General features: G+C 67.8%; 15 protein-coding genes. 5 read left to right on the top strand and 10 right to left on the bottom strand.

Features of this window, described 5'->3' with window-relative positions; all coding sequences use genetic code 11:
- Nucleotides 1-12 precede the first annotated feature (12 nt).
- Nucleotides 13-987 (bottom strand): SDR family NAD(P)-dependent oxidoreductase, encoded by a 975-nt coding sequence (locus ABME02_RS15320; RefSeq protein WP_353816203.1) that lies wholly within the window; start codon nucleotides 985-987, stop codon nucleotides 13-15.
- Between the two features lie 213 nt (nucleotides 988-1200).
- Between ABME02_RS15320 and ABME02_RS15325 the strand changes: the two genes are divergently transcribed.
- The 3 genes from ABME02_RS15325 to ABME02_RS15335 all read left to right on the top strand — a co-directional run bounded on the left by ABME02_RS15325 (nucleotide 1201) and on the right by ABME02_RS15335 (nucleotide 4779).
- Nucleotides 1201-2373 (top strand): sensor histidine kinase, encoded by a 1173-nt coding sequence (locus tag ABME02_RS15325; RefSeq protein WP_353816204.1) that lies wholly within the window; start codon nucleotides 1201-1203, stop codon nucleotides 2371-2373.
- Entirely contained in the window at nucleotides 2370-3044 is a 675-nt protein-coding gene (locus tag ABME02_RS15330; protein WP_353816205.1) for a response regulator, read from the top strand. Before ABME02_RS15325 ends, ABME02_RS15330 begins: the two co-directional genes overlap by 4 nt.
- A 325-nt stretch (nucleotides 3045-3369) precedes the next feature.
- On the top strand, nucleotides 3370-4779 hold the full coding sequence (locus ABME02_RS15335; protein WP_353816336.1) for an MFS transporter: 1410 nt from the start codon (nucleotides 3370-3372) through the stop codon (nucleotides 4777-4779).
- A 295-nt stretch (nucleotides 4780-5074) separates the two neighbouring features.
- On the opposite strand, the gene ABME02_RS15340 is transcribed toward ABME02_RS15335, so the two are convergent.
- The 7 genes from ABME02_RS15340 to ABME02_RS15370 form a co-directional block, all read right to left on the bottom strand.
- Nucleotides 5075-5596, bottom strand: coding sequence for a sensor histidine kinase (locus ABME02_RS15340; protein WP_353816206.1), 522 nt, complete (start codon nucleotides 5594-5596; stop codon nucleotides 5075-5077).
- A gap of 1064 nt (nucleotides 5597-6660) precedes the next feature.
- Nucleotides 6661-8427 (bottom strand): ABC transporter ATP-binding protein, encoded by a 1767-nt coding sequence (locus ABME02_RS15345; RefSeq protein WP_353816207.1) that lies wholly within the window; start codon nucleotides 8425-8427, stop codon nucleotides 6661-6663.
- Nucleotides 8424-9350, bottom strand: coding sequence for a carbohydrate ABC transporter permease (locus tag ABME02_RS15350; protein WP_353816208.1), 927 nt, complete (start codon nucleotides 9348-9350; stop codon nucleotides 8424-8426). Before ABME02_RS15350 ends, ABME02_RS15345 begins: the two co-directional genes overlap by 4 nt.
- Before the next feature lie 10 nt (nucleotides 9351-9360).
- Nucleotides 9361-10335, bottom strand: coding sequence for a carbohydrate ABC transporter permease (locus ABME02_RS15355; RefSeq protein ID WP_353816209.1), 975 nt, complete (start codon nucleotides 10333-10335; stop codon nucleotides 9361-9363).
- Nucleotides 10332-11651, bottom strand: coding sequence for an ABC transporter substrate-binding protein (locus ABME02_RS15360; protein ID WP_353816210.1), 1320 nt, complete (start codon nucleotides 11649-11651; stop codon nucleotides 10332-10334). The genes ABME02_RS15355 and ABME02_RS15360 overlap by 4 nt, the downstream gene beginning before the upstream one ends.
- Nucleotides 11652-11987: 336 nt before the next feature.
- Nucleotides 11988-12923: an aldose 1-epimerase family protein gene (locus tag ABME02_RS15365; RefSeq protein WP_353816211.1), complete on the bottom strand. Its 936-nt coding sequence runs from the start codon at nucleotides 12921-12923 to the stop codon at nucleotides 11988-11990.
- Between the two features lie 3 nt (nucleotides 12924-12926).
- Nucleotides 12927-15905, bottom strand: coding sequence for a DUF5107 domain-containing protein (locus ABME02_RS15370; protein ID WP_353816212.1), 2979 nt, complete (start codon nucleotides 15903-15905; stop codon nucleotides 12927-12929).
- Between the two features lie 127 nt (nucleotides 15906-16032).
- On the opposite strand from ABME02_RS15370, the gene ABME02_RS15375 reads away from it, so the two are divergent.
- Entirely contained in the window at nucleotides 16033-16923 is an 891-nt protein-coding gene (locus ABME02_RS15375; RefSeq protein ID WP_353816213.1) for an AraC family transcriptional regulator, read from the top strand.
- A gap of 19 nt (nucleotides 16924-16942) precedes the next feature.
- Here ABME02_RS15375 and ABME02_RS15380 read toward each other — a convergent pair whose 3' ends face one another.
- Nucleotides 16943-19195, bottom strand: a complete 2253-nt coding sequence (locus tag ABME02_RS15380) for a beta-galactosidase (protein ID WP_353816215.1) — start codon at nucleotides 19193-19195, stop codon at nucleotides 16943-16945.
- A gap of 379 nt (nucleotides 19196-19574) precedes the next feature.
- On the opposite strand from ABME02_RS15380, the gene ABME02_RS15385 reads away from it, so the two are divergent.
- The gene (locus tag ABME02_RS15385; RefSeq protein WP_436408286.1) at nucleotides 19575-20543 is read left to right on the top strand and encodes an acetylxylan esterase; all 969 of its coding nucleotides are present in this window, start codon (nucleotides 19575-19577) and stop codon (nucleotides 20541-20543) included.
- Between the two features lie 126 nt (nucleotides 20544-20669).
- Here the strand turns inward: ABME02_RS15385 and ABME02_RS15390 are convergent, their stop codons facing one another.
- Nucleotides 20670-24251: a glycosyl hydrolase 53 family protein gene (locus ABME02_RS15390; RefSeq protein WP_353816217.1), complete on the bottom strand. Its 3582-nt coding sequence runs from the start codon at nucleotides 24249-24251 to the stop codon at nucleotides 20670-20672.
- Nucleotides 24252-24356: the final 105 nt, after the last annotated feature.

A 24356-nucleotide genomic window follows, 5' to 3' on the forward strand; every position in this document is an offset into this window, starting at 1 on the left:
GGTGCGCGGCGATCAGCGGACCGGAAGGATGCCCTCGTCGTTGGAGAGGCCGGCCATGAGTTCGCCCGGCACGCGCTCCCGCAGGACGTCGATGGCCCAGGCGTCGGCATCGGTCGTGATCTTGCGCACGACCTCGGGCTGCGACCACAGGCCGATCTCACCGTCCGCGGCGAGCTTGAACAGGTTGCCCGAGATGGCGGCGGCGTCGTCGGACGCGAGATAGGCCAGGAACGGGACCATGCCCTCCGCCGTGCGCTTCATCGCTTCCGGAGCACCCGCCTCGATCATCTCCGCGGGAACACCCTGCATCCTGTACGTCGCAGCGGCGTTGTACCAGGCACGCGTCTTCGCGAGCGGCGTGTATGCGTTCACGGTGATGCCGGTGCCGCGGAGGTCGCCGGCGGCGGCCTTCGTCAGGGCCACAATGCCGGCGTTCGCGGCACCGTAGGCCGCGTACCCCTGGAGGCCGAGGAACGCGTCGGATGACGAGTTCAGGATGCGCCCGTAGCCCTGCGCCTTCATGTGTGGCAAGGCGTGGTGAATCAGGTTGAACGCGCCCTTCAGCTTCGACACGACGCTGATGTCCCAGAGGTCCTCATCCATGTCGGCGATGTTCCCGACCCAGTTCGAGGAGGCGTTGTTGACGATGATGTCGATGCGGCCGAAGCTGTCGATCGCGGTCTGCACCATCCCGCCGGCGGTCGCGAAGTCGCCGACATCACCGAAGAACGGCACGGCCTGTCCGCCCCCGGCCACGATCCGGTCCGCCGTCGTCTTCGCGTCGCCCTTCACGCTCTCGAGCGCGGCGCGCTCTTCATCGGTGAACGGGATCTCGGTCTTCTCGAACGCGTCGAGGGAGGAGCCGGGCTTGCGGTTGTTCGTGATGACCTTCGCGCCGTGCTCGGCGAGGCACAGAGCGACGTCGCGCCCGATCCCCTGACCCGATCCGGTGACGATCGCAACCTTGCCCTGCAGCAGCTCAGACATGCCGTTCAACTCCTCTTCCGTCGGCAGCACGGTGCGCACCGCCGTTCCTCAAGACTTCCGCGGCGACGCGTGCTTGTCATCGTCCGGTGAGATCGACCGATGTACTCCATTTGAAGTAGGGCCGCGAAGTCTGCTTGATTCGTCCGCATCGCCGGTTGATCGACGTGCCCCCGGACCCGCATCGGAGTGGCCCGGACCGCGACAATGGGAGTCATGTCGATCCCGGAGCCCGAGCGCGTCGAGCTTCCCCCGTGGTACCTGAGCAGCCGAATGCTCGATCGAGTATCCGTCGCTGGGGGAACAATCGCATGCGTTGTGCAGGTTGTCGTCCTGATCTGGACCGGCGCCGGACCGGCGGGGTATGGCGCACTGGCATTGCTGATCGCTGGATTCGCGCTGAGCCGCTGGTTCGGAGTATGGGGACTCATCCCGGCCGTTCTGGGCGCTGTTCTCGGGATCACGTTGTCCGACGGCTACACAGCTGGGTGGATCGTCGTTCTGTCGATCATCTTCTCCGCAGGGCTGCGCGGGCCGGCCGTGTTCATCGGCGGCACCCTGGCCGGGCTCGCGCTCTATTTCGCGACCGTGGGCGTCGAAGCATCCGGGTTCGACGACCCTCTGGCGTACGTGGCGCTGAGCACCACAGTCGCCGCCGCCGCGACCGGGTACGCGATCCGGGCGCACGAGATCTACCTGCTGACGCTCCATCAGCGTGCCCAGGATGTGATCTCTTCCAGGGATCTGGAGGTGACTCGTCGAGTGGCCGAGGAGCGCCTACGCATCGCACAGGACTTGCACGACGTGGTCGGCCACGAGATCGCCGTCATCGGCACGAACCTCGGAGTCATCGACGTGCATCTCCCGCCGGGCGCCTCAACCGAGCGCGCAGCGCTGGCGAATGCGCAGAGCGGGGTACGGCGGGTTCTGCAGGAGACGCAGCGCATCCTCGGTGTTCTTCGGCGCGGCGACAGGACGAGCGGCAGCACGCTCATGCTGCCGACGATCGAACGCATTCCTGAGCTCGTCGAGAACCTCGAAGCATCCGGCGGCGAGGTCCGGCTCACCATGCCCGATGGCGAGATGTCGATTGATCCGTCCGTGAGCGTCGCCGCGTTCCGAATCACGCAAGAGGCTCTGACCAATGCGCATCGGCACGGATCAGGTCCCGTTGACGTGGGCATCCACCTCTCCGGCAAGAAGCTGATCATTGAAGTGGAGAACGGAGTCGCCGCAGATTCCCGCCGCGCAGTCGGTGGTCGTGGCTTCGGTCTGATCGGCATGCGTGAACGGGTGGAGGCCGCGGGCGGGCTCCTCGACATCCACTCCGACGAAGAGGTCTTCCGCGTCACGGCGACGCTGAGGACCGATGGCGGGTCCGTCCGATGATCCGGATCCTCATCGTCGACGACCAGGAGATGATCCGGGTCGGCCTGCGAACGATCTTGGAGTCTCAGTCCGACATGGAGGTCGTCGCGGACGTCTCCGACGGGATCCGGGCACTGGACCTGCTGTCGACCGAGCAGGTGGACGTCGTCCTCTTGGATCTGCGCATGCCCGGGATGGACGGAGTGCAGACCACCAGCCGAATCCGGGAGTCGGCGGTCGGTGAGAGCGTCCGGATCGTCATCCTCACAACCTTCGACCAGGACGAGAACGTGCTGGCGGCCCTGCGCGCCGGCGCCAACGGCTTCCTCAGCAAGGGGGTGACTCCGGCCGAGCTGCTCGGCGCCGTCCGAGACGTGGTCGCAGGCGGCGGGGCGCTCTCTCCTGCAGCCGCACGCGCCCTCATCGAGCACGTCAACGATCAGCGCAACCCGGCCGTCGTCGTCGAACTCGCTGCACGGTTCGACGCGCTGACGGCCCGCGAACGCGATGTCGTCGCCGCGATCGCGCGGGGACGGAGCAACGACGAGATCGCGGCGGAGATGTTCGTCTCTCCCTACACGGTCAAGACACATGCCAGCCGAGCCATGCTGAAGGTCGGCGCACGGGACCGCGCGCAACTGGTGTCCTTCGCTCTTCTGTCAGGATTGCCGGCGTTCAGGCCGCAGCCGTAGGCCTGGCGCCCGAAACCCCACCGCGCCGACGCATTCAGGCGCTGTAGCGACCGCGACGGGGAATCCGCTATCGAAGCCCGGTCCAACCGGTTGCCGTCCCGCCAGGCCCGTCGGAGCCGACGACGCGAGAAACTGCACACGATCCAATTTGGCAATCGCTTGCTATTTTCGTGACTGCGAGGTTTACTTGGTCTACGCACCCCGCTTGCGGACCAAGACAGCACGCAGGAACCCCTGCAGGTCGCACTGACAAAGGAGTTGGATGATGGCGAAGACCCGAGCCGAGAGGGCCACGGATCCGGATCGGCTGCCTGCCGGCAAATTGATGGCGTGGGCTGGAGCGGGAATGTCCGCGGCCGCGAACTTCATCGTGCTCGGCTATCTCTCGATCTACGCCACGGATACGCTCGGCATCTCTGCCGCCATGGTCGGTGTGATCATCCTCGTGAGCAGCCTGGCGAACGTCGTCGGCGGTCTCGTTGCGTCCTGGATCGTCGACCGCAGCCCTGAGACGAAGTGGGGCAAGGCGCGCCCGTACGAGTTCGCGGTCATCGGCGTGTGGCTGGCGACCTGGCTTCTCTTCTCGACGCCCGCCGGTCTCGGCGACATCGGTCGCGTGGTGTGGATCTTCGCGATGTTCCTCGCGATCAACGTGCTCTTCGACACCCTGCTGCGATCGAACGACACGCTGTACATGGCGCGAGCCTTCGCCAACCGTCGCGTGTACGCGAAGGTCTACACGCGAGCCGGCATCTTCACGACGATCATGGGCATCATCATGACCGTCGGGCTTCCCGTGGCACTCAGCTGGGCGGACAAGGACCCGGCGCGCTGGTCCATCGTCATGGGCGCCGTCGCGATCCCGCTGGCCGCGCTCGGCATGACCCGCTTCCTCTTCGTCAGAGAGGAGTACCAGACCGCCGACACCGGCGCACCGCCCGTGAAGGTCCGCGACCTCCTCGCCACGCTCGGCGCCGGGAAGTGGATCTGGCTCATCGCGGGCCTGTTCTTCCTGAACAGCGCGATCAATGGCGCGAACATGATCTCGTACTACTTCCGCTACATCGTGGGCGATCTCGCCCTCCAGGGCATCGTCGCAGGCGCAGGTGTACTGATCCTCCCCCTCATCCTGCTCTTCCCCAAGCTCATGAAGCGGTTCGGGATCTCGCAGATCATCATCGTCGGCTGCAGCCTCGGCCTCATCGGCACCGGGTTCTACTTCTTCGCCAACGGCAGCATCCCGCTGCTGATGATCGGAGGCATCCTCGGCGGTCTCGCTTCCCTTCCCCTGTCGTACCTCGGCGGCGTCATGATCCTCGACGTCTGCGCCTTCAACGAATGGAAGGGCAAGCGTCGCCTCGAGAGCACGATGGGAGCCGTCACGGGCGTCATGGGCCGGATCGGCATCGGCATCGCGGGCCTGGTCGTCGGTCTCCTGCTCAGTGCGTCCGGCTACGACGGCACCACCGACGTGCAGACGGATGCGGCGAACAACGCGATCGTCGGCCTGTTCGCCGGCGTCCCAGCCTTCGTGTTCCTCGGCATCATCGTCCTCATGTTCTTCTACCTGCACTTCGACCTGAAGATCCTCCCGCAGGTGAACGCCGACCTCGACGCGCGCCGAGCCCAGGCCTCTGCCGACGCGATGACCCGCGAGGAGGAGGACGCCGCGGTTCCCCTGACCGCCGCGGCGGCGATTCCCGGCGAGCAGGCGAACCCGCCACACGACATGTGACCTCGTCCCCTCCCCCGCCTGGAGGCGCCGACCGCTCCCGCGGCCGGCGCCTCCAGCTCGTTCCTCATCGATCGTTGGAGTGAAAGACGGGTAAGGGCACCCGTACCCGGGCCGGCGGTCCGAGGGGTCGCTGACACCAGCCGCCGCTTCGACCCCCGCCGCCCGGGTCCGCGACGAGCACCGACGTGACGCCGCGGCGACCCGCCTCAGCGGCCGAGCACCAGTCGGACGGTCGCCCATCCGTCGAGCTCGAGCAGGTCGAGCTCACCACCGCTCGCCTCCGCGCACGACCGGGCTATGTCCACGCCGAGCCGCGGTCGCTACGTCCGCGCTCGAGAGCCTCCGGCGGTACGCCGTGCCCGCGGTCGCGCACGTCGACCGCGATGCGCCCGTCGTGGAGGTCGGCGACGACGACTGCGACGGGGGTGCCGTCGGCGGTGTGCGCGACGGCGTTCTCGAGCAGTGCGTCGAGCGCAGCCGACAGGTCCTCCGACGAGCACCTCACGAGCGCCTCCCCCGCGGTCTTCGTGCTGATGGATGCCTCGCGGCCCTGGTCCTCCATGAGGGGTACCCAGCAGGCGAAGCGGTCGCGCGCGACCGCCGCTGCGTCGCACGACGGCATTGCCCCTTCGCGTTGCGGACGTCGTGCCGCCCGGATCACCGCGGTCAGCGTCCGTTCGAGCTGGGCGACGTGGAGCTCGAGCTCCGCCTTGCCGGATGAGGCGGGAAGCGCCTCGACGTCGAGCCGGACTGCGGTGAGGGGCGTGCGCAGTCGGTGCGAGAGATCGGCGGCCGTCTCACGCTCGAACTGCAGCAACTCCTCGATTCGCTCCGCGCGCCGAATCTGGTCTCCGAGCGGGCTTTCGGCAGGTATCCGGTCATGCTTCGCGGCGTCGATGGGGACGGCCCGAGCAAGAGGGTTCCCCGCTCGCAGCTTCGGTGAGCAGGCCCTCGTGCGTGCCGTGGCGAGCGCGCCGTTTCGGCCGCCTGATCAGGCCCCGGAGACGACCTCCTTCAGCCTCTGGAGCTGGAATCGCGACACCTCGTCGGCCGTCTGGTCCTCTGCGAACACGTTCGAGACGATCAGCGCATCGTCGCGGATTTCGGCCGCTCGGATTACGGCATCGCGACCAGTTTCGCGACCAGGAACGCTCGGTCGAAGTCCGGCGAGCGGTGCGCTGAAACGTCCTGATCAATGGGATCTTCTCGCCAGCGGTCCGCCGAGTCGAAGTCGCAGGCGGATCGAACCCGCCCGTCCGGCGAGTGACCAAGTGCCTGGGCAATCGAGCCTGCAGCAGCGACTCGAACCAAGAACAGGTCATCAAAGACCCCGCGGGTGCAGTACTCCATGGTCCGCCGGAATTCCGGGCGAGAAGCCCTCAAGAGCGATTCGAAAGCTGGGAGAGTAGCCGGAATCAAGCACGGTCATTCCAGCCCGCGGAAACAGCAAAACCCCCGCTGAGCGGGGGTTCTTCACTGCTGGGGTACCTGGACTCGAACCAAGAACAACTGAAGTCGATCTCGGCGCTTCGGCACCGGCCCGCGAGGGGCGGAATTCCGCGGGATTCCGCGGATCTCATAGGCCCCAGTGTACGTGCTGCTACGGAGTGATACGGGCCGAATCTGGTCTCCGAGGGCGTTCTCGGCAGGTTTCTGGTCACCCGCGAAGCCGGATCGATCCGCCTCGATCTGTACCGCCTCTGGTTCGCGGTCGCGATGCTCGCGGAGAGCGGTCCCCGCGGCCACCCGTTCCCCGACCGCCATGTGCGAGACGAAGCGCTCCGCGCACACGCCGAACGGCTACCGGTCACGCTCTGACTCGCCGCCCATCGGCGGGCCGTAGAGGTTTCGCTCGATTGATCGGCGCATGCGCCGGAACGCCTATAGGGCTTGCATCTCCCAGAGCTCGCGATACCGGCCCGCCCGCGCGACGAGCTCGTCGTGCGAGCCGATCTCCACGATCCGACCGCGATCGAGCACCACGATCCGATCCGCCTGACGGATCGTCGACAGTCGGTGCGCGACCACCAAGGTGGTCCGACCGACCATGAGGCGCTCGAGCGCTTCCTGGACTTTGCGCTCCGATTCGACGTCGAGCGCGCTGGTGGCCTCGTCGAGGATGAGCAGTCGCGGGTCGCGGATGAGCGCCCGCGCGATCGAGATCCGCTGCCGCTGGCCGCCGGACAGCCGCGCACCGCGCTGTCCGACCGTCGTGTGCCAACCCTGCGGCAGCGCGTCGATGATCTCTTCCGCGTTGGCCCGTGCAATGGCGACCCGCACCCGCTCGTCGGAGACCGGATCGAGTCCGTAGGTGATGTTGTCCCGGATGGATCCCTCGAACAGGACCGAGTCCTGCGGGACGACCGAGACCCGCCGCCGCACCGATCGCAGGTCGAGGGTGCTCATGTCGGCTCCGTCGAGCAGGACTCGACCGGAGGACGGGCGCACGAAGCCGAGAGCGACGTTCATCATCGTCGACTTCCCCGACCCGGACGCTCCGACGAACGCGATCGTCTCGCCGGGAGCGATCGTCAACGACACGCCGGAGAGCGCAGGGTGTTCGTCGCCGTACCGGACGGTGACGTCCTCGAATCGGAATCCCGCCTCGATGTCCGGCACCTGCCGCTTGCCTTCGTTCTGCTCCAGATCGGGCTCGCAGATCACCTCCGCGATGGATCGGATGGACTCGCGGCCTCGGGCGATGATCGGCATGAAGCTGAGGACGGTCATCACCGTGCCGGTCAGGGTGGTGAAGTACGTGCCGAGCAACACCACCTCCCCCGGCGTGATGTCGACGGTCCCGGAGACCGAGAGCGCACCGGCACCGAGCAGGCAGCCGATCGCGAGCAACTGCATCAGCACCCAGCTCAGCGCGCCGAAGTGGCCGTTCACCATATCGAGGCTCAGCCCGCGGCTGCGGACCCCTTCGGCGCGCTCCGCGACACGGGTGAAGGAGTCCTTCTCGAGCCCGTGGGCGCGGGTGATCGGCATCAGCACGGCCATGTCGCCCACGGCCCGCGAGTACTGCTCCATCTCGATGCGGAAGTCCTCGTTGCGGCGGTGCGACCTCTTGCGAAGGAGTGCCCACACCCCGACCCCCAGAGGGATGGTCAGCCCATACACCGGGAGGAACTGCGGCACTGAGAGCGCGGTCATCGTGATCGCACCGAGGAAGACCACGATCGCGGAGCCGAGTGGGTTGCCGATCTGGCCGAACATCAGCTCGATGTTCTCGACATCGCGCACCACCTTGCTCTGCATCACCGCGGCGCTGGTGCGTCCGAAGTATCCGATGGAGACCGTCTGCAGTCGCGCGACGACGGCATTGCGCAGGGTCACGGCGATCCGTCGGACGATGCCCATGTAGGCCCGGGTGAAGAGGATGTGGGTCGGGTAGACCTGCAGGAGCAGGGCGGCCGCGATGATCCCCAACACCCCGAGGGCTGACAGGGGACCGCCGGCGACGACGTAGTCGATCGCCGCGGCGGTGATGACGGGCAGGAGCCACAGCGGGCTGTCCTTGACGATGAAGATGGCGGAGATCCCGACGAGCCGCGCCCGGTAGGGCCGGAGCAATCCGAGCAGGGACCGCAGCGGGCGTCCGGGGTCGAGGGTCAGGGTCTCTGCGGGGCTCGCTTCGCGACTCATCCCTTGACGCCGGAGCTGATGCCCGAGCCCATGAAGTAGCGCTGGGTGAAGAGGAAGATCACGATGACGGGCAGGATGTAGATCAGGGCACCGGCCGACTGGAGCGTGATGATGCCGGATCCGCGGGGGTCGAGGTATCCGATCGAGGTCGCGACGGCGAGCGTGGTGTTGTTGTAGTTGAGGAGGAGTGCGGGCGCGAGGTAGTCGCCCCACGTCCACGTGAACGTCAGGATGAGCGACGTGAGCAACATGGGTCGCGACAGGGGGAGGAAGACCTGCCAGAAGATCCGCCACCAGCCCGCGCCGTCCATGATGGCAGCGTCCTCGAGTTCGAGCGGGATCGCCGTGAAGAACTGCCGGAACAGGAAGATCAGGTACGGGGTGCCGGCGATGCCCCAGAGCACCCACGGCCAGTACGTGTTCACCAGGCCGAGGCGCGCGAAGAGGATGTAGGTCGGGATCAGGGTCGCGATCGACGGGATCATCATCGTGGCGAGGATGATCGTGAACAGGGCGTTCTTCCCCCGACCCCGCAAGCGCGCGAAGGCGAAACCGACCAGTGCGCTGCTGAACGTGGTGAGCACGGACACGATGACCGAGAGGAAGAGCGAGTTCTTGGCGTAGTGGAGCCAATTGATCCGCGTGACCGCCTCGACGAAGTTCTGCCACTGCGGGTCGAACTGCAGCAGCGAGAAGGCTCCGCCGGAGACCTGTGCCGGCGTCGCGAGCGCCACGAGCACGATGTAGAGGAACGGCACGAGGAAGAGCGCGGCCGCGATGACCACCGCGGCGTACACGCCGATACCGGCTCGGTTCGCCGACGGGTCGTAGCGTCGGCGCGGGCGGCGGGAGGCGGTCGTCGGACTCTCGTCCACGAGGGGCGGAGCGATGGCCCCGACCGCTGAGTTGACCGTGGTCGACATGGTACTGCTCTCAATCCTGGTCGACGGCGACCTGATAGAAGACGAAACGCTTGCTCAGACGCTGGAGGATGAGCGTGAGCCCGAGGACGAAGACGAAGAAAACCCAGAGCATTGCGGTGCCGTAGCCGAAACGGTTGTACAGGAAGAACTCCTTGTACACCTGGACCATGTAGAGCGTCGTGCTCTGCGGGATGTTGGACGCCGTGGAGAGGTTGTTGGTCTCGGCCAGGAGCATGGGCTGGACCAGCACCTGAAGCGACGCGATGATGCCGGTGATGACCTGGAAGTACAGGATCGGCGAGATCATCGGGATGGTGATGCTGCGGAACACCCGCCACGAACTCGCGCCATCGATCTTCGCGGCTTCTTCGAGCTCGACGGGGACGTCCTGAAGAGACGCGAGGATCACGATCATTCCGCCGCCGAGGCCCCAGAGGGTCATCACGATGAGGGCGTAGAACGCGTACGGATCTGCGAGCCACGTCGTCTGGTCAGGGCCGCCGAAGAACTCGAGGATCCCGTTGAGGAGGCCGGCATCGCGGTTGAAGATGAGTCGCCACATGATCGCCACCGCGACGATGGGCACGACGGACGGCACGAAGAAGATGGCGCGGACGACACCGCGCGCCCGGATCCGCCGGTTGACCAGGACGGCGAGGAACAGTCCTCCTCCGACGCTCAGTGGAACGGCGATGATGACGTACGCCAAGGTACGCAACAGGCTCGCCCAGATCTCGGGGTCGGAGGTGAAGATCTCGATGTAGTTGCGCAGGCCGACGAAGCGCCAGATCGGCGACTGGCCGTCGTAGTTCGTGAAGCTCGTCCCGAGAGCGAATCCGATCGGAACGATGGTGAGCAGGACGAATCCGAAGATCCATGGAGAGGCGAACAGGTAGAACGTGGAGGTGCGATAGCGCCGCCACCCGCGGCCGCGGGCATTGCTGCCCGCGACCGCGACCGACGTCGCCGTGGAACGGCTGGTCATCCGAGCTGGTCCTTGCCCTGGGCGAGGGTGTCGTTCAGCTCCGCCTCCAGGTCGGCGAGTGCCTGCTTCACGGTCTTCTCGCCCTTGATGGCCGCGACCGACTCGCGGTCGAGGGCGCTGACGAACACGGCACCGTCCATGTAGGGCGAGGTGGGAAGGGTCGTGACGGCGTCAGCCTCGAGCTTCGCGGTCTCGGCAGCCTCGACCTGGAAGGGGTACTCCGAAGGCAGGTTTCCCCAGAGCGACTCGAGCGCGGGCAGGCCCCAGCCGCTCTCGGAGCGCTCGACGGCCGGCTCGCCGCCCATGAAGTACTCCAGCACTCGCCATGCCTGGTCCTTCGAGTCGGAAGCGCTCGGGATCCAGCCCCCCACGCCGCCGGCGACCGATGCGATGCGCTCACCGAAGGTGGGCGTCGGCACGAGCTGAGCGGTGTCGCGCACGGCAGCGCCTTCGTCTCCGACGAGCATGCCGCCCATCCAGTAGCCGGTCATCGTCATCGCCATGCGCCCTGACTGGAAGGCCGGCCCGTCCTGGCCGTCCGGCAGGGGGTTGAGGCTCGTGACGCCGACGCCACTCGTGCCGTAGTCCACCAGCCACTGCATGGCGCGCTCCGCTTCGGGCGTATCGAAGTCGACCGCGGTGAGATCGTCGTTGTAGATCTCGCCACCCTGCTGCGCGATCATCGTCGTGAACAGCGTGGTCGTGCCCCACTGCCACTCGAGCCCCAGCGGGTACTCCACACCCGCGGCCTTGAGTTCCTCGGCCTTGTCCAGGACGGTGTCCCAGTCGGAGACCTCCGTGGTGCTGAGCGGCTCGACGCCCGCGGATTCGAACAGCGCCGTGTTCTGCCAGAGGGAGGTGTCGGCGCTCCAATCCTTGATGACGCCGTACAGGTCGCCCTCGCCGCTCGTGCTCCCGTCCCATCGCCAGAGGTCGTTGACCGGCAGGAGATCGTCCTCGCTGATGACCTCGCTGCCCGCGACGTAGTCGTCGAGGGATGTCGCGAGGCCCTTCGCGAACAGGTTCGGGTTCGGCGAGCCGCGCACGAGGTCGGGCGGATCTCCGGCAGTGAGCGAGGCGTTCAGGCGGGTCTGATCGAACTCGATGAAGTCGATCGTGATGTCGGGGTTGTCCGCTTCGAACGCCTCGATCATCTCAGGCGTGAACTCGTTGCTCTGGTACATCACCGTGACGGTGGTGACGCCGTCGGCCCCGCCGTCCTCAGCGGCGGTGCACCCCGCGAGCATCAGAGCAGGAACGGTCAGCGCGGCGAGCGCGACAAGTCCCCTCTTGGCGGGGGCTGTGTGTCGGGACATCTCTGTCGCCTTTCTTCCGGGATCCGGGTTCATGTCTGGCTTCCCCCGACGCTGAGCGGACCGGATGTTTCCGGGCTCTGCGTCGAGCGTGCCACAAGAGTACGTCTGCTCCCAACGACCTCACGATGGCCGATCGAACGGGATTCATGGATGAAACGATGGCGTCTGCGACCCACTTCACGAGTGCCGATCACCCGCGAATGACCTCTCGATCACGAAGCGATAACGGACGATGTCGCGGATCTCGCCACGTTTCGGCGAGCTGGCGGGGCTCGGCGTTGAACATCCTGCATGGACGATGACGGGAGACGCAAGATTCGGTCGTCCTGCCATCGGTCAGCCGAGTCCGCGCACGCGCCAAGCGAATCGCATCGACTCGTCCGGGGCGATCGTGAGCAGGTCGCGACCGGAGTTGAGCGCATCCGGCGGGCAGCTCTGAGGCTCCACGGCGACGGCGTGACGCCGGTCCGCGCCGAGAGACTCGTCCGCGGTGTAGATCTGGACCCAGTCGCAGGATTCGTCCCACGTGATCTCGGTCCCCGTGCCGTCCGGAGCGGTGAGGCAGGCTCGAGCAACCCCGTTCCGGTCGCGAGCCAGCCCGGTGAACGCGTGGTTCAGGATCGTCTCCTCGATCATCCGCCCCTCGCGGAAGTCGTAGACGCCACCACGATGCTCATCGACCGGCACGAGCTCCGTGGGGAGCAAGCGCGCGTCCGTGAGCAGGACCTCCGCGGCGGATGTCTGCAGCGTCCACCGGTCGACCGCCCTCCGCTTCGCATCGCCGGCGAGCAGGTACGGGTGGATGCCGATACCGAACGGGGCGTGCGTCGCACTCTCATTGGTCGCTTCGACTTCGAGGAGCAGGCCATCCGTGCCGATCGAGTAGGTCGCGTCGAGTCGCACGCGCCATGGGTAACCGGGTTGCGGCTCGATCCACCCGCGCAAGGTGACGGCGTTGAGGCTCTGCCGGATCGCGTCGAAGCGGAGCCAGGCAGCGAGTCCGTGCGCTGCGCAGTTCGTGTCGATCTCGTTGACGGCGAGCTGGTGGTCCTGCCCGGCGATGCGATAGCGGCCGTCGGCGGTGCGGTTGGGCCACGGGGCGAGGATCGCGCCGCGCATCGCGGGCCGGAGCTCATCGGCCCCGAACGGTACGACGAGGTCGCGTCCGCGGTACGTCAGCGACCGCAGCGACGCTCCGACGCCGGCGATGTGCGCGACGTAGTGTCCGGCGCGCAGCGTGTGCTGCGCGCCGGACAGGGGGTCGAGCGACATGGGTCAGTCGTCGCCGTTCTCGCGAGAGAACAGCAGCAGCTCGGGGAGGCTCGTGGCGAAGTAGTCGGTGACACCGTCGTCGCGGCGCGCCACCGGCGCCACGTACTGAGCCCGAGCCTCGCCGAGCGAGGCGGGCGGGTCGGTGAGCGGGAGTCCGTTCGCCGTGAGGGTCGCGTCCCACGCCGCGATGGCCTGTCCTTCCCCACCCTCCCAGGGGTGGAACGGCCGGGTGACGAGGATCTGGTAGGCAGTGCCGGCGTCGCCTTCGGCCACGAGGAGGCGGACGTACTCGATCGTGAAGTCATCTCGGGTCAGGACGAGAGACTCGATCGGACGCAACCGCGCCAGTCGGTCCGAGGTCGAGTGTCCGAGCCGAATGGCGAGTTGGTCTTGCTCGTAGCGGATGCGCGCATCGTGTGGCGCGACCTCGGCCGCTCGAGCGTATCGAGCCCAGGCGGCATCATCGTCGTGCTCGATGTTGTACGCCGCCAACGCCGCGTTGCGGAGCAGGACGGCGTCCGTGTTCCCAGCGTCGATGGCCGTGTTCCAGTGTTCGCTGGCTTCGACGCGACGCCCGTGCGCATAGAGCAGCATGCCGATGAGGGCGTGCGCGGTCGCGTCCCCCGGTTCCGCTCGCAGCGCGGCGTCGAGCGCGTCGAAGGCGTCGAGTCCGTGCGGGAACGCCCAGGTCTGATCCGCGCGGCGTGCGAGATCACGCTCTCGCGACGCATCCGCGTCTCGGCCGAGTTCGTCGAGCACCTGCGCAGCGAGGTAGTGCGCGATCGGACGCGCATTCCCAGTCGGGGTGATCGGCGCGGTCTGCGCGCGCGCGAGGACCCCGAGGGCACCGGACAGGTCACCGGCGTCGCGGAGGTCGAGCGCGATGTCGATGAGCAGCCCTGCCTCGGCCGCGACATCGGCCCCGGCCAGATGCCGCAGCGTGGCGTCGAGCGGGTCGACGGTGAGCGCGTCGCCGACGAGCGCCGTAGCCTCTTCGCCACGGCCGACTCGTTCCAGGAGGATCGCGCGCAGGGCGGTTCGGCGGGTGTCGTGGCCGACCACGCCGTCGAGGGTGTCAAGGACTCGCAGCGCGGCTCGGTTCTGACCGCGACGGCTGAGGGATTGCGCCAGGGCGAGTCCGGCTGCGGGCGCCCAGGTGCCGTCCCATCCCGCCTTCCCGAAGGCCTGCTCAGCCTCGATGACGCGGCCGAGACGCCGCAGCGCCAGGCCGAGCAGGTAGAAGGCCTCGGCGTCCTGCGGGTTCGCGTTGCGGCGGGTGAGCCTGGCGAGGGCGAGGTTCGTGCGCTCGACGGCCCGCTGGTAGCGCCCCGCCCGGTAGTCCCGGTCGGCGAGGGCGAGGTTCGTGCGAACGTCTCCCGGATCGCGCTGCAGTGCCGCGTTCCAGTACGGGAGGGGCGAGCGCGTCGGGTGGCGGTACTGATCGAGGTGGAGCCCTGTGAGGTAGAGCTCCTCCACCGATTCGATCGCCTCAGGCAGCGGAGGCTCTTCCGCGACCCATGGCTCCTCGTCGTCGGCGACGGTCGGCGTCCAGCGGACGAGCAGCCGACCGTCCTGGTCGACCAGCTCGGCGGTGACCGTTCCGTCCTCGACGACGGCGGCGTCGAGCGCGGCCGGGATGCCCGGGAGGAGGTCCTGCGTGCGCGAGGCGATGACCTCACCATCCCGGAGGATCCGCAGCACCGCAGCTGCCTGCGGGGCGGTCACCGCGAACGTGGCGGACACGCCTCCGTCGCGCTCGACATGCACCGCGGCGTCCGGCGTGGCCTGGTGGGCGGCGCCGATCGCAGGGATGGGGTACCAGTACTGGGTGAAGACCTTGGTCTCACCCGGAAGCAGCCAGCTGAAGTCGGGCTGGTTGTCGGTGTAGACGCCCGCCATGAGTTCGACGTACGGACCGTCCGAGTCGGTGAGCTGGGCATCCCAGGCGTGCCCGAACGGGGCATCGCCCCACGTCCACTGCTTCTTCCCGGGCGAGACGCGGCGCTCGGCCCAGTGGACGAATCCCGCCCCCGCAGCGTGGTCGTAGCCGCCGAAGAAGTCCTGCTGCGAGTCGACGATCATGTACGAGGTCGGCACCGGGATGTTGCGGTAGAAGTCGATGCGGTCCGCGCCGGGCTTCTGGGCCGCGAGCGCCGGGTAGTCCACCCCGTAGTACGGGCGATCGGCTTCAGGGAACGCGGTCAGCGCGCGTCTGGCGTGGTCGGCGACGTAGCGGACATCCTCGGGGAAGAACGACTGGTAGTCGTCGTGCACCCGCGCGGCGACATTCGCCCACCAGAGGAAGGTCTGGCGTTCCTCCGTGCGGTTGTGGAGGCGCACCGCGAGCTCGACCACCGAGCTGTTCGGGCGGAGTCGCACCCCGTGCTGTGCGGACATGCGGGCGAACGGGTCGTGGTCGTGGCACCAGACGGTCACCGTGCCGTCGTCGCCGTACTCGATCGAGGTCTCGACGGGGAGGTAGGTCGCGGGACGGTGGTGCTGCGGCCAGTTGAACTCGACGCCGCCGCTGATCCAGGGGCCGGCGAGCCCCACCAGTGCGGGCTTGATGACGTTGTTGCGGTAGAAGAAGTCGTAGCCGGTGGTCTTGTCGTAGCCGATGTGGATGCGCCCGCCGAGTTCGGGGAGCACGACCAGGCGCACGTAGGCGTTCTCGAGGTGGATCGCTCGCCAGTCCCGGAGCACTGCCTCGTCGGCCACGTTCTCCGTGAACGGGATCGGATAGACCTTTCCGCTGGAGCCCTGGTAGACGCGGTGGTCGAGGTACATCGGGTAAGGGCTCGGCTCCCCCGCCTCGTACGTGCGGATGGTCATCGGCTCGCTCCACGCCACGGCCCCACCTGCGGCGATGACCGCCTGGAGGTCCGCCGGCGCCTCCGGCAGTTCGAGCTTGTCGTCGGCCTCGGGCGCGGATGCGTCGACGGCGACGTCCAGGACGTCGGAGTGAGTCGGTTCAGCGGTCATCGCTGACCTCCAGTGGAGTATCGGCCCGCGCTGCGGGGAGTGGTTCTCGGTACGAGGGCGACAGGCAGGCCCACTTCGAAGTTAGACGGGGTCGCCACGCCTGAGTATGGTGAGATCGAGGATGATCATGGACGAAACACTGACGCACACCCCGCCGCACTATCGGATGGACGGGTTCGAGCACCAGCGGCTCTGCGTCATCCCCCGCCCACAGGTCGAAGCGGCGCTGGACCGTCCGGTGACGCGTCGGCTGATGGTGACCGATGCGGGCTACTTCCCGGCGGCGAGTGGGCACCGTCGGGTGCGCAGCAGGGGTGCGAACGAGACGATCGTGATCCTCTGCGTCGCGGGCGCGGGCACCGTCCGGATGGGGTCGGACAGTCATGCGCTCTCGCCGGGATCGTGCCTGGCGATCCCCGCGCACCGCCCGCACGAGTACCAAGCGTCGTTCGAGGATCCATGGACGATCTGGTGGTTGCACGTTCGGGGCACGGACGCCGCCGAACTGACCGGGACGCTGCTCGGAAACGGGCAGCCGATGGTCCGGCTGAGGTCGCTTGATCGCGTGATCGCACTCTTCGACGAGCTGGTGTCGCTGATGGAGCGCCGTCTGTCCCCGGCACAGTTGCTGGCGGCGTCGGGCGTGGCGTGGAACCTCCTGACCCGCATCGCCGCCGACAGCGTGCTTCCTGCGGACGGGTCGCCGCTGGAGCGGGCGATGAGGTATCTGGAAGCGCGCGTGGACGGGAGCATCCAGGTGGCCGAGCTCGCGTCGATCGTGGGGATGTCGCCGTCTCACCTGAGCGCGCTCTTCCGCCAGGCGACCGGGGGTGGGCCGGGAGCGTTCCACACGTCGCTCAAGATGGCGCGGGCGCGGTCGCTGCTGGACACGACCAACCTGACGGTCGCCGAGGTCGCGGCAGCCGTCGGGTATGCCGATCCGCTGTACTTCTCTCGCCACTTCCGCCGCGTCCACGGCGTCAATCCGACGACGTACCGGGCCCACCACAAGGGGTAGGAGGGCCCGGCACGACGCACTACGCGAAGGTACGAGTCCGGATGGTGCGCAACGTCGCGGAGCGGATCTCGAGCGTCGGTTCGGTGACGGCGGGACGCACCCGAGGGTCGACGTACACGCCGGTGCTCGGGGACCATGCGAAGGCCTTGAGCTCGAGCGGATGCTCGGCCAGCGCCGCTCGGTGCGGCGCGAGGTCGATCTCGAAGGTACGGCCGTACCAGAACTGGTCGGCGATGAGCTCGCCGTCGATGTAGGCCCGGATGACATCTCCGGTCCAGTCGAGCTCGAGGATCGCGTGCTCCGCACCGCCGAGATCGGTGTCGCGAACGCGGATCTCGACAGCGGCCAGCGCAGCGAAGTCGTCGTCGGTGGGTGCCGAGAACCGCTGCGACGAACCCGCGCGCCGGACCGGAACGAGCGGCGTCTCGGAGAAGGCCGGGGCTTCGAGCTCGATCCTGTCGGTGCCGGCGGCGACGTCGTACCGTGCGAAGACGGGGTCGCCCACCTCGGATTCCGTGCCGGCGATCGCGGGGATCGTGACGAGTTCGGCATCCGCCTCGGGCAGCTCGACGCGGAATCCTTCGTCGTCGAACCAGCCGCTGCCGTGCCAGATGACGACGGTGTCGCGTCCGCCCACCGCCCCGCGCCACACCGCTTCCGCGGTCGGCGCATCGAGGAAGACGAGCGTGGTGTCTCCGATGCGCACGCGGCAGTCCAGTCCGGGCACGCCGTGCGGGGTGACGACGACGCGACCTCCGACGCTCGATGCATCGCCGCCGGAGATGTCCGACTCGTCAACGCCGTCGATCTGCAGCTCCACGGGGACGCCTGCGGTCGCGGCGAACAGGACGACCGGCCCGGCCGGCGTGACGATCTCGGTGATCGGCTGCGCCGTGGCCGTGACCGCTTCGACCGTACCGAACCGCTGACGGAGCGGCCATGCGAAGTAGGTGCCCGATTCGAGTGCGAACGGCGCACTCGGAACGGTGACCGTCGCGTCGTCGAAGTCGACCGTGAACTGCACATCGGCGACGGCCGGCAGCGCGGCGATCGCCGGTTGGTGGTTGTTCGCGAACAGGAACCCACGCTCACCGTTGCCGCGCACCGCCCATCGGGGGGCGCCGGGCGCGGCTTCGGGGATCGTCGTCGCACCGGTCGCGAGGGCGTCGCCGAAGGCGTCGAGCATGAGGTGCTGCTGCCGCAGCTTGTGGAAGTGCGGGCGTTCGGTTCCCTCCGCGCCCAGCGGTGCGAAGAAGTCGTAGTCGCGGACCGGCATGTCGTTCGGGTATCCGGTCTCGTGCGACTCCTGCGTGGTCGACAGCTCGCCGATCACCTGGTGACCGCCGTGGTACATGTAGTACCCCTGCCACGCCGATCCGCTTCCGACCTTCGTGAGCGCGAGTGCGGCGATGTCGTCGGAGTCGACCAGCGGGCGGCGGTGGTAGGCGATCGCCATCCCGCCACCGAGCTCGCAGGTGACGAACGGCCACGGATCGTCGGCTCCGAGACTGGCCGCCGAATCCACCTCGACCGGCGCGTCGCGAAGGTCGGCGCCGACGGTGAGGTCGTCGCGAACGGTGTTGTACGTGAAGTGCATCACGCCGAAGGCGGGCCAGCCGGTGTCGGACTCCTCCCAGAAGCCGTCGGAGTATCCGGCGTACACGGGCAGCACGCGTCCCCGCGGCAGCTCCGCGCCGCCCCAGCCGGTGGCAGTCCAGAGGCTGGCCTTCATGCCGGTGGCCTCGGCGATGCTGCGGAGGGTCGCGAGGTGGGGGCCGTTGTCGTACAACTCGTTGTCGACCTGGATCCCGACGATCGGGCCGTCGGGGTTGTCCGCCGAGTGGAACAGACCGCGCACCTGCTCCTCGATCGCGGAGTACCACCGGCGTGCGAGGTCGAGGTAGCCGGGGTCGTTGGAGCGGTGCGTGATCGGAAGGTTCTGCAGCCAGTCGGGGAATCCGCCGTTGCGCCCCTCGCCGTGCGCCCACGGCCCGATTCGGATCATGACCTTCAGGCCGACGCGATCCGCGGTCTCGATGAAGCGACGGATGTCGCGATGACCGTCCCAGCGGATCCGGCCTTCGATCTCCTCGTGGAGGATCCAGATGAGGTAGGTCGCGACGACGTTGATGCCGCCGGACTTCATCTTCCGCAGTTCGGTCTCCCACCGCTCGGGGAGATCGCGGCTGAAGTGGTACTCCCCCATCACCGGGATCCACGGCGTGCCGTCGACGGTCACGTACCGAGTGGTGAGCTGAATGCGAGGGCGCACGTCATCGTCGTCTCCCATCTCGAGCGGTGCGACCCTCACGGGTGCGGGGGCGGAGACGCGTACGCGATTCATGGGTCGGGCGGTGGGATCGGTGATCAGGACACCGGAGACAGGCTGTTCGCCTTCGAACTGGTCATTCACCCCTTCGACGCTACGAGACGGGGAGCCCCGTCCCAAGAACGATCGGATGGCGGATCTGGACGATCCGACGATCGCTCGGGACTTCTGCGCTGAGCGCAGCGCAACGAACGTTCGTCGGATCGTGCATGCCGGGGACTGGATCGTCCTGCCGCGCGCGTCCCGGAGTTCCGTAGGTTCGAGCGTTGGGGCTCGTGTTCTCGGAGCCTCCCGAACGGCCCGAAGAGGAGTACTCAGCGCGGTGGCACACTTCGATCTCCCCCTCGATCAGCTTCGCTCCTACCTGCCCGACGTCGCCGAACCAGACGACTTCGACGACTTCTGGGGCGGGACGCTCGAGGAATCGCGCTCGCTGTCTTCTCCGCCCGTGCTCGCGAGGGTCGACACGAAGCTGCGCACGGTCGAGGCCTACGACATGACGTTCTCGGGGTTCGGTGGCGAGCCCGTGAAGGCATGGCTGATCCTTCCCGCCGGGACCTCCGGACGCCTGCCAGCGGTGGTGGAGTACAACGGCTACGGCGGGGGCCGAGGCCTGCCGCATGAACGTCTCACCTGGCCCTCGTGCGGGTACGCCCACCTGTTCATGGACACGCGAGGTCAGGGCAGCGCCGGGTCGGCGGGCGGTGCGACGGCGGATCCCCACGGCAGCGGCCCCTCGGTGCCGGGATCGATGACGAAGGGCATTCTCGATCCCCACGACTACTACTACCGCCGCGTCTTCACGGACGCAGTCCTCGCGATCGACGCGGTCAAGTCGCTCGATCGCGTCGATCCCGAACGCGTGACGGTCACCGGCGGCAGTCAGGGCGGTGGGATCGCCCTCGCCGCCGCGGGCCTGGTCCCCGACCTGGTCGGGGCCATGCCGGATGTCCCCTTCCTCGCCCACTTCCAGCGGGCGGTGACGATGACCGATGCCGATCCGTACAACGAGGTCGCCCGCTACCTGGCCGTGCACCGCGGCGACGATGCAGCGGTGTTCACCACGCTCTCGTACTTCGACGTGGTCAACTTCTCCAAGCGTGCCACCTCCCCGGCGCTCTTCTCCGTCGGGCTGATGGACATCATCTGCCCACCCTCGACGGTCTTCGCCGCCGCGAACCACCATGCCGTCGGCGCCGAGGTCGTCGAGTATCCCTTCAACGGCCACGAGGGTGGCCAAGGCGTGCATTGGCTGCGGCAGAGCGCGTGGCTGGCCGACAGGATCGGGTGACGCTGCAGCGCTGGCGGGAGCACGGTTCGGACGACCGGCGCGGATGAAGCCGCGTGTTCCTGACACGACTCGGGCGTGCGGCGTCGAGCGAAGTGAGTTCGATGCCGCACGCCCTCGTCTCAGTCGTCAGGGCCGCAGCCTCCAGGCGTTGCTGTCACCCGGCTCCTTGTTCCGGCTGGTGCGTGCCGCTTCGTACGTCTGCCCCTCGTGCGTGACGACGTCTCCGGAGGAGAAGACGCGGGACGGCGTCCACACCGACCGTCCGTCGGCCCCGGTCACGATCTCCTGCCATGCCCCGTTCGGCTTCGAGCCGGGGACCTCGTCGCTGGTGCGCCGGGACGCTTCGTACATGCTCCCCTGGTGGCTCACCCGATCGCCGTCGACATAGACGACCGACGCGTCCCACTGCGGCGGCACGGCGGGGATTGTCGTCGCGTCGCCGAGATACCCCATTGTCACGAGGTCTATGACCGCCCAGTCCCCTGCCGCCCCGTCGATTTCGAAGCCGACGGAGAACGAAGGTCCGCTCACCTCGGCGGAGACCTCCGCCGGCTGGGGACCGGAGGTTCTGGGGAGCTGCTTCTCCACGATGACCTCACCGTCAGCGTCCTTGATGTGCATGGTCAGCGTTCCCGTCACTCCGGAGTACACGTAGGCGCGAGCCGTGTACGTTCCGGTCGATCCCGCGGCCACCGACTGCTCGAGTCCGGCGGTGAAGGCGGAGTCGAGCCAGAACGCCGCGGCATACCGTCCGTCGACGGTTCCGCCGAAGTACTCGCGGTCTTGACGGATGACGGCACCGGCCGGGTCGCTGGTGAACGTCCAGCCCTCCGCCGTCGCCTCACCGCCCGCTCCTGCGCTCTCGAAGCTGCCGTTGTGGATGCCAACCGCGAGCGGGAGCACGACGGTCACCCCCGACGTCGTCTGGCTGTGTTCGACGGTGAACGGTGCGGAGAACGTATCGAGATAGCCGGCCTGCGTGATCGTCGCGACGATCCCCTCGCCGGATGCCACACCCGTCAGAGCGAACGAGCCGTCGTTCAGCGTGGTCGTCTCCTGATCGCCGATGCGGACGGTGGCACCGCTGAGCGGCAGTCCACCCGGGGTGAACACGTTCCCGGTCACCGTGCCGACGTCGGCGACGAGGTCGATCGGTTGTGAGACATCCGCCCCATCGACGTCGACCGGCAGCGAACGCGTCACGTAGCCGGCCTGGCTCGCGGAGAGCGTGTACGCGCCGTCGGGAACCGCGGCGAACTCGTAGCGCCCATCGGCGTCCGCGAGACGTGGAGCGCTGTACCCATCGCCGCTGATCTTGACCAGGGCACCGGCGATTCCCTCGCCGTCCTCGTCGCGAACGATGCCGGACACCGACCGCAGCGCCTGCTCGCCGGAGACCTGGATGTCGGCCACGACGCGGCTTCCCGCCGAGACGGCGACCGGCGCCGAGGACGAGTCGCCGAGCCCGTCCTTCGTCGCCCCGATGCTGTGATTCCCTGGCGTGGTCCGGGCGAAGTAGTAGTCGCCGTACTGGTTCGTCACGCTGACCCGGTCGGCGGCACCGTCCGTGCTCAGCGTCACCCGCGCTCCCGCGACCGGCTGGCTTGCGGCATCCGTCACCGTACCGCCGACGGTGCCGGTGTCGGAGCCACGGGTGTTCAACCGGTAGGCGTCCAGGGCGGGAAGGGCCCTGCCGTCGAAGTCGAACAGCGTCGTGTTGTCGATGACGTTCTCAGCCGCGGCATCCGTGGATTCGAGGAAGGCCCAGCCGGTCTGGCCTCCGGCGTAGATCTCGAGCGGATCCCAGTAGAGGTCCCCGATCGCCATGCCTCCCGGCACGCCCTGCAGCTCGTTGAACAGCTCGATCAGGAAGTCGCGCTGGAGTTCGGGCGTACTGCTGTCCGCTCCGCCGTATGGACCGTTGTGTTCCAGTTGGCCGGGAAGCCCCGCGCCCGTGGTGGCGTTCCAATTGAATCCGGTCTCCATCACCATGAGCGGCTTGTCGAACCGCTGCGAGACGGTCGTCGCGAACTCCGCGAACTGACGCGCCGACTTGTTGGTCCAGTACGGGTAGTACGAGGTCCCGATGATGTCGTAGTCCACCCCCGAGTCCTCGGCGTTCGCGAAGTGGGTCGTATAGGTGCTCGTGTTCCCGCCGTCGTCGAGGTGGATGATCACCTTGGCATCCGGCACGGCCTCTCGGACCGCATCGGCGCCCGCGTCGTAGAACCGCGCCAGGTTGGGCCAGTTGCCCGTGGTCCCGTACGGGAACAGCATGCCGGATCGGGTCTCGTTGCCGATCGAGACGTACTGGGGCGCAGTGCCCTGGGCGACCATGCGGTCGAGGAGGTCCTTCGTGTACGAGTGAACCTCGCCCTCGAGGATCGACACGGCGTCGGCATCGCTCTTGCCGTCGATGAGTTCCTGCCAGGCATGTGGGATCGTCTGCAGGCCGGGGTTCGTCCAGTAGTCGCTGTAGTGGAAGGACAGCTGGATCTGCAGTCCGGCCGCTGCGGCGCGTCGAGACAGCTCGAGCACGTCCTCCGCGTCGCCGTACCCTCCGGGGAGGTAGTACGTGCCGTCGCCGTGACCCTTGCCCGGGTCGTTGTACACCCGGATCCGGACGATGTTCCACCCGCTGTCGGCGAGGATCTGCAACGGATCGCGCTCACGGCCGGCGGCATCGGAGTACCGCCCGCCGTGGTCCTCGGTGTAGGTGAGGAGGGAGATGTCACCGCCGACGAGCAGCTCGTAGGGCTCGTCGTCCTGGACGAGGGCGAGGTCATCGATGCGCACCGTCCCGGCGGCCTCGCCGTCAGTGCGAAGCCCGACTTCGAGTCGACCGCTCGTGACGTGGACGCCGCGGATCGTCGTCTTCTTCCACGTGTCGGCAGGGTCGTACGGGAAGTTCGTGCGCGGGATCGCCGTCCTGGCCTCTGAGGAGCCGCCACCCGAGGCAAAGATGAGCGCCTCGTCGTAGCCGCCGTCGTTCTGCACCCACGCCGTCAGCCGGTAGTGGCCATCGGGCAGGCCCTCGACGACCTGCGAGGTTTCCGCCATTCCGGTCGCCGAGTGCACGACCGAGTGCGAGGATCCGTCGTGGCCGCTGTCGACGAGGTCGCCGCCGATCGTCCACGCAGCACCGCCCTCTTCGAAGCCGGGCTCCGTGAGGAACGAGTCGGCAGGGTCGGGCTCTTCGCCGCCGCCCGCCGACGGGACCACGGTGACGTCGTCGATGAACCCGGTCAGCGTCGGTGAGGTGAACGTGTCGAGGACGATCTGGATGTCGAGCGCACCGTCGGGTCCGACCGGGACATCCTCGACCGTCACCTCGTCCCACGTCTTCGATCCGTCGATCTGCGTGGCACCGCCGCTGGCGATCGGCGTCGACTTCCCGTTCGCGACGAGCTCGCTGGCCCCGAGGCTCTCGTTCGCCCACACGAAGAGCGAGACGTCATATGTGCCCTCGGGTGCCGGCACGGTCTGCGAGAGCGTCGTCGCACCGTTCCATTGGTTCAGCGCCTGGGAGTACGTCCCGCTGTGCGCCGCGGCATTGGTGACCCAGACGGTCGACGTCATCGTCCAGTTCGACGCGACCCAGCTGTCCGCCGTCGTCCACTCCTCGAAGCCGGCGTTCGGGACCGTCACGTCTGCCGGCGCCGCCGCGGAGGCGGGCGCGACGATCAGTCCCGAGCCGATCACCCCCATCGCTGCGATCGCCGCGCACCATGAACGCGCGCGCCTAGTCCATCCCATGGATTCTCCAATCACTCTGCCCCGACGTCGCTGTCGTGCTCGGGGATGCATCGCCGG

The sequence above is a fragment of the Agromyces zhanjiangensis genome (assembly GCF_040496055.1).
GTDB lineage: Bacteria > Actinomycetota > Actinomycetes > Actinomycetales > Microbacteriaceae > Agromyces > Agromyces zhanjiangensis.

What these genes read in the sequence shown, in the direction of transcription:
- ABME02_RS15320 (WP_353816203.1), bottom strand. Translation starts at nt 987, where the DNA reads ATGTCTGAGCTGCTGCAGGGCAAGGTTGCGATCGTCACCGGATCGGGT.
- ABME02_RS15325 (WP_353816204.1), top strand. Translation starts at nt 1,201, where the DNA reads ATGTCGATCCCGGAGCCCGAGCGCGTCGAGCTTCCCCCGTGGTACCTG.
- ABME02_RS15330 (WP_353816205.1), top strand. Translation starts at nt 2,370, where the DNA reads ATGATCCGGATCCTCATCGTCGACGACCAGGAGATGATCCGGGTCGGC.
- ABME02_RS15335 (WP_353816336.1), top strand. Translation starts at nt 3,370, where the DNA reads ATGGCGTGGGCTGGAGCGGGAATGTCCGCGGCCGCGAACTTCATCGTG.
- ABME02_RS15345 (WP_353816207.1), bottom strand. Translation starts at nt 8,427, where the DNA reads ATGAGTCGCGAAGCGAGCCCCGCAGAGACCCTGACCCTCGACCCCGGA.
- ABME02_RS15350 (WP_353816208.1), bottom strand. Translation starts at nt 9,350, where the DNA reads ATGTCGACCACGGTCAACTCAGCGGTCGGGGCCATCGCTCCGCCCCTC.
- ABME02_RS15355 (WP_353816209.1), bottom strand. Translation starts at nt 10,335, where the DNA reads ATGACCAGCCGTTCCACGGCGACGTCGGTCGCGGTCGCGGGCAGCAAT.
- ABME02_RS15360 (WP_353816210.1), bottom strand. Translation starts at nt 11,651, where the DNA reads ATGTCCCGACACACAGCCCCCGCCAAGAGGGGACTTGTCGCGCTCGCC.
- ABME02_RS15365 (WP_353816211.1), bottom strand. Translation starts at nt 12,923, where the DNA reads ATGTCGCTCGACCCCCTGTCCGGCGCGCAGCACACGCTGCGCGCCGGA.
- ABME02_RS15370 (WP_353816212.1), bottom strand. Translation starts at nt 15,905, where the DNA reads ATGACCGCTGAACCGACTCACTCCGACGTCCTGGACGTCGCCGTCGAC.
- ABME02_RS15375 (WP_353816213.1), top strand. Translation starts at nt 16,033, where the DNA reads ATGGACGAAACACTGACGCACACCCCGCCGCACTATCGGATGGACGGG.
- ABME02_RS15390 (WP_353816217.1), bottom strand. Translation starts at nt 24,251, where the DNA reads ATGGGGGTGATCGGCTCGGGACTGATCGTCGCGCCCGCCTCCGCGGCG.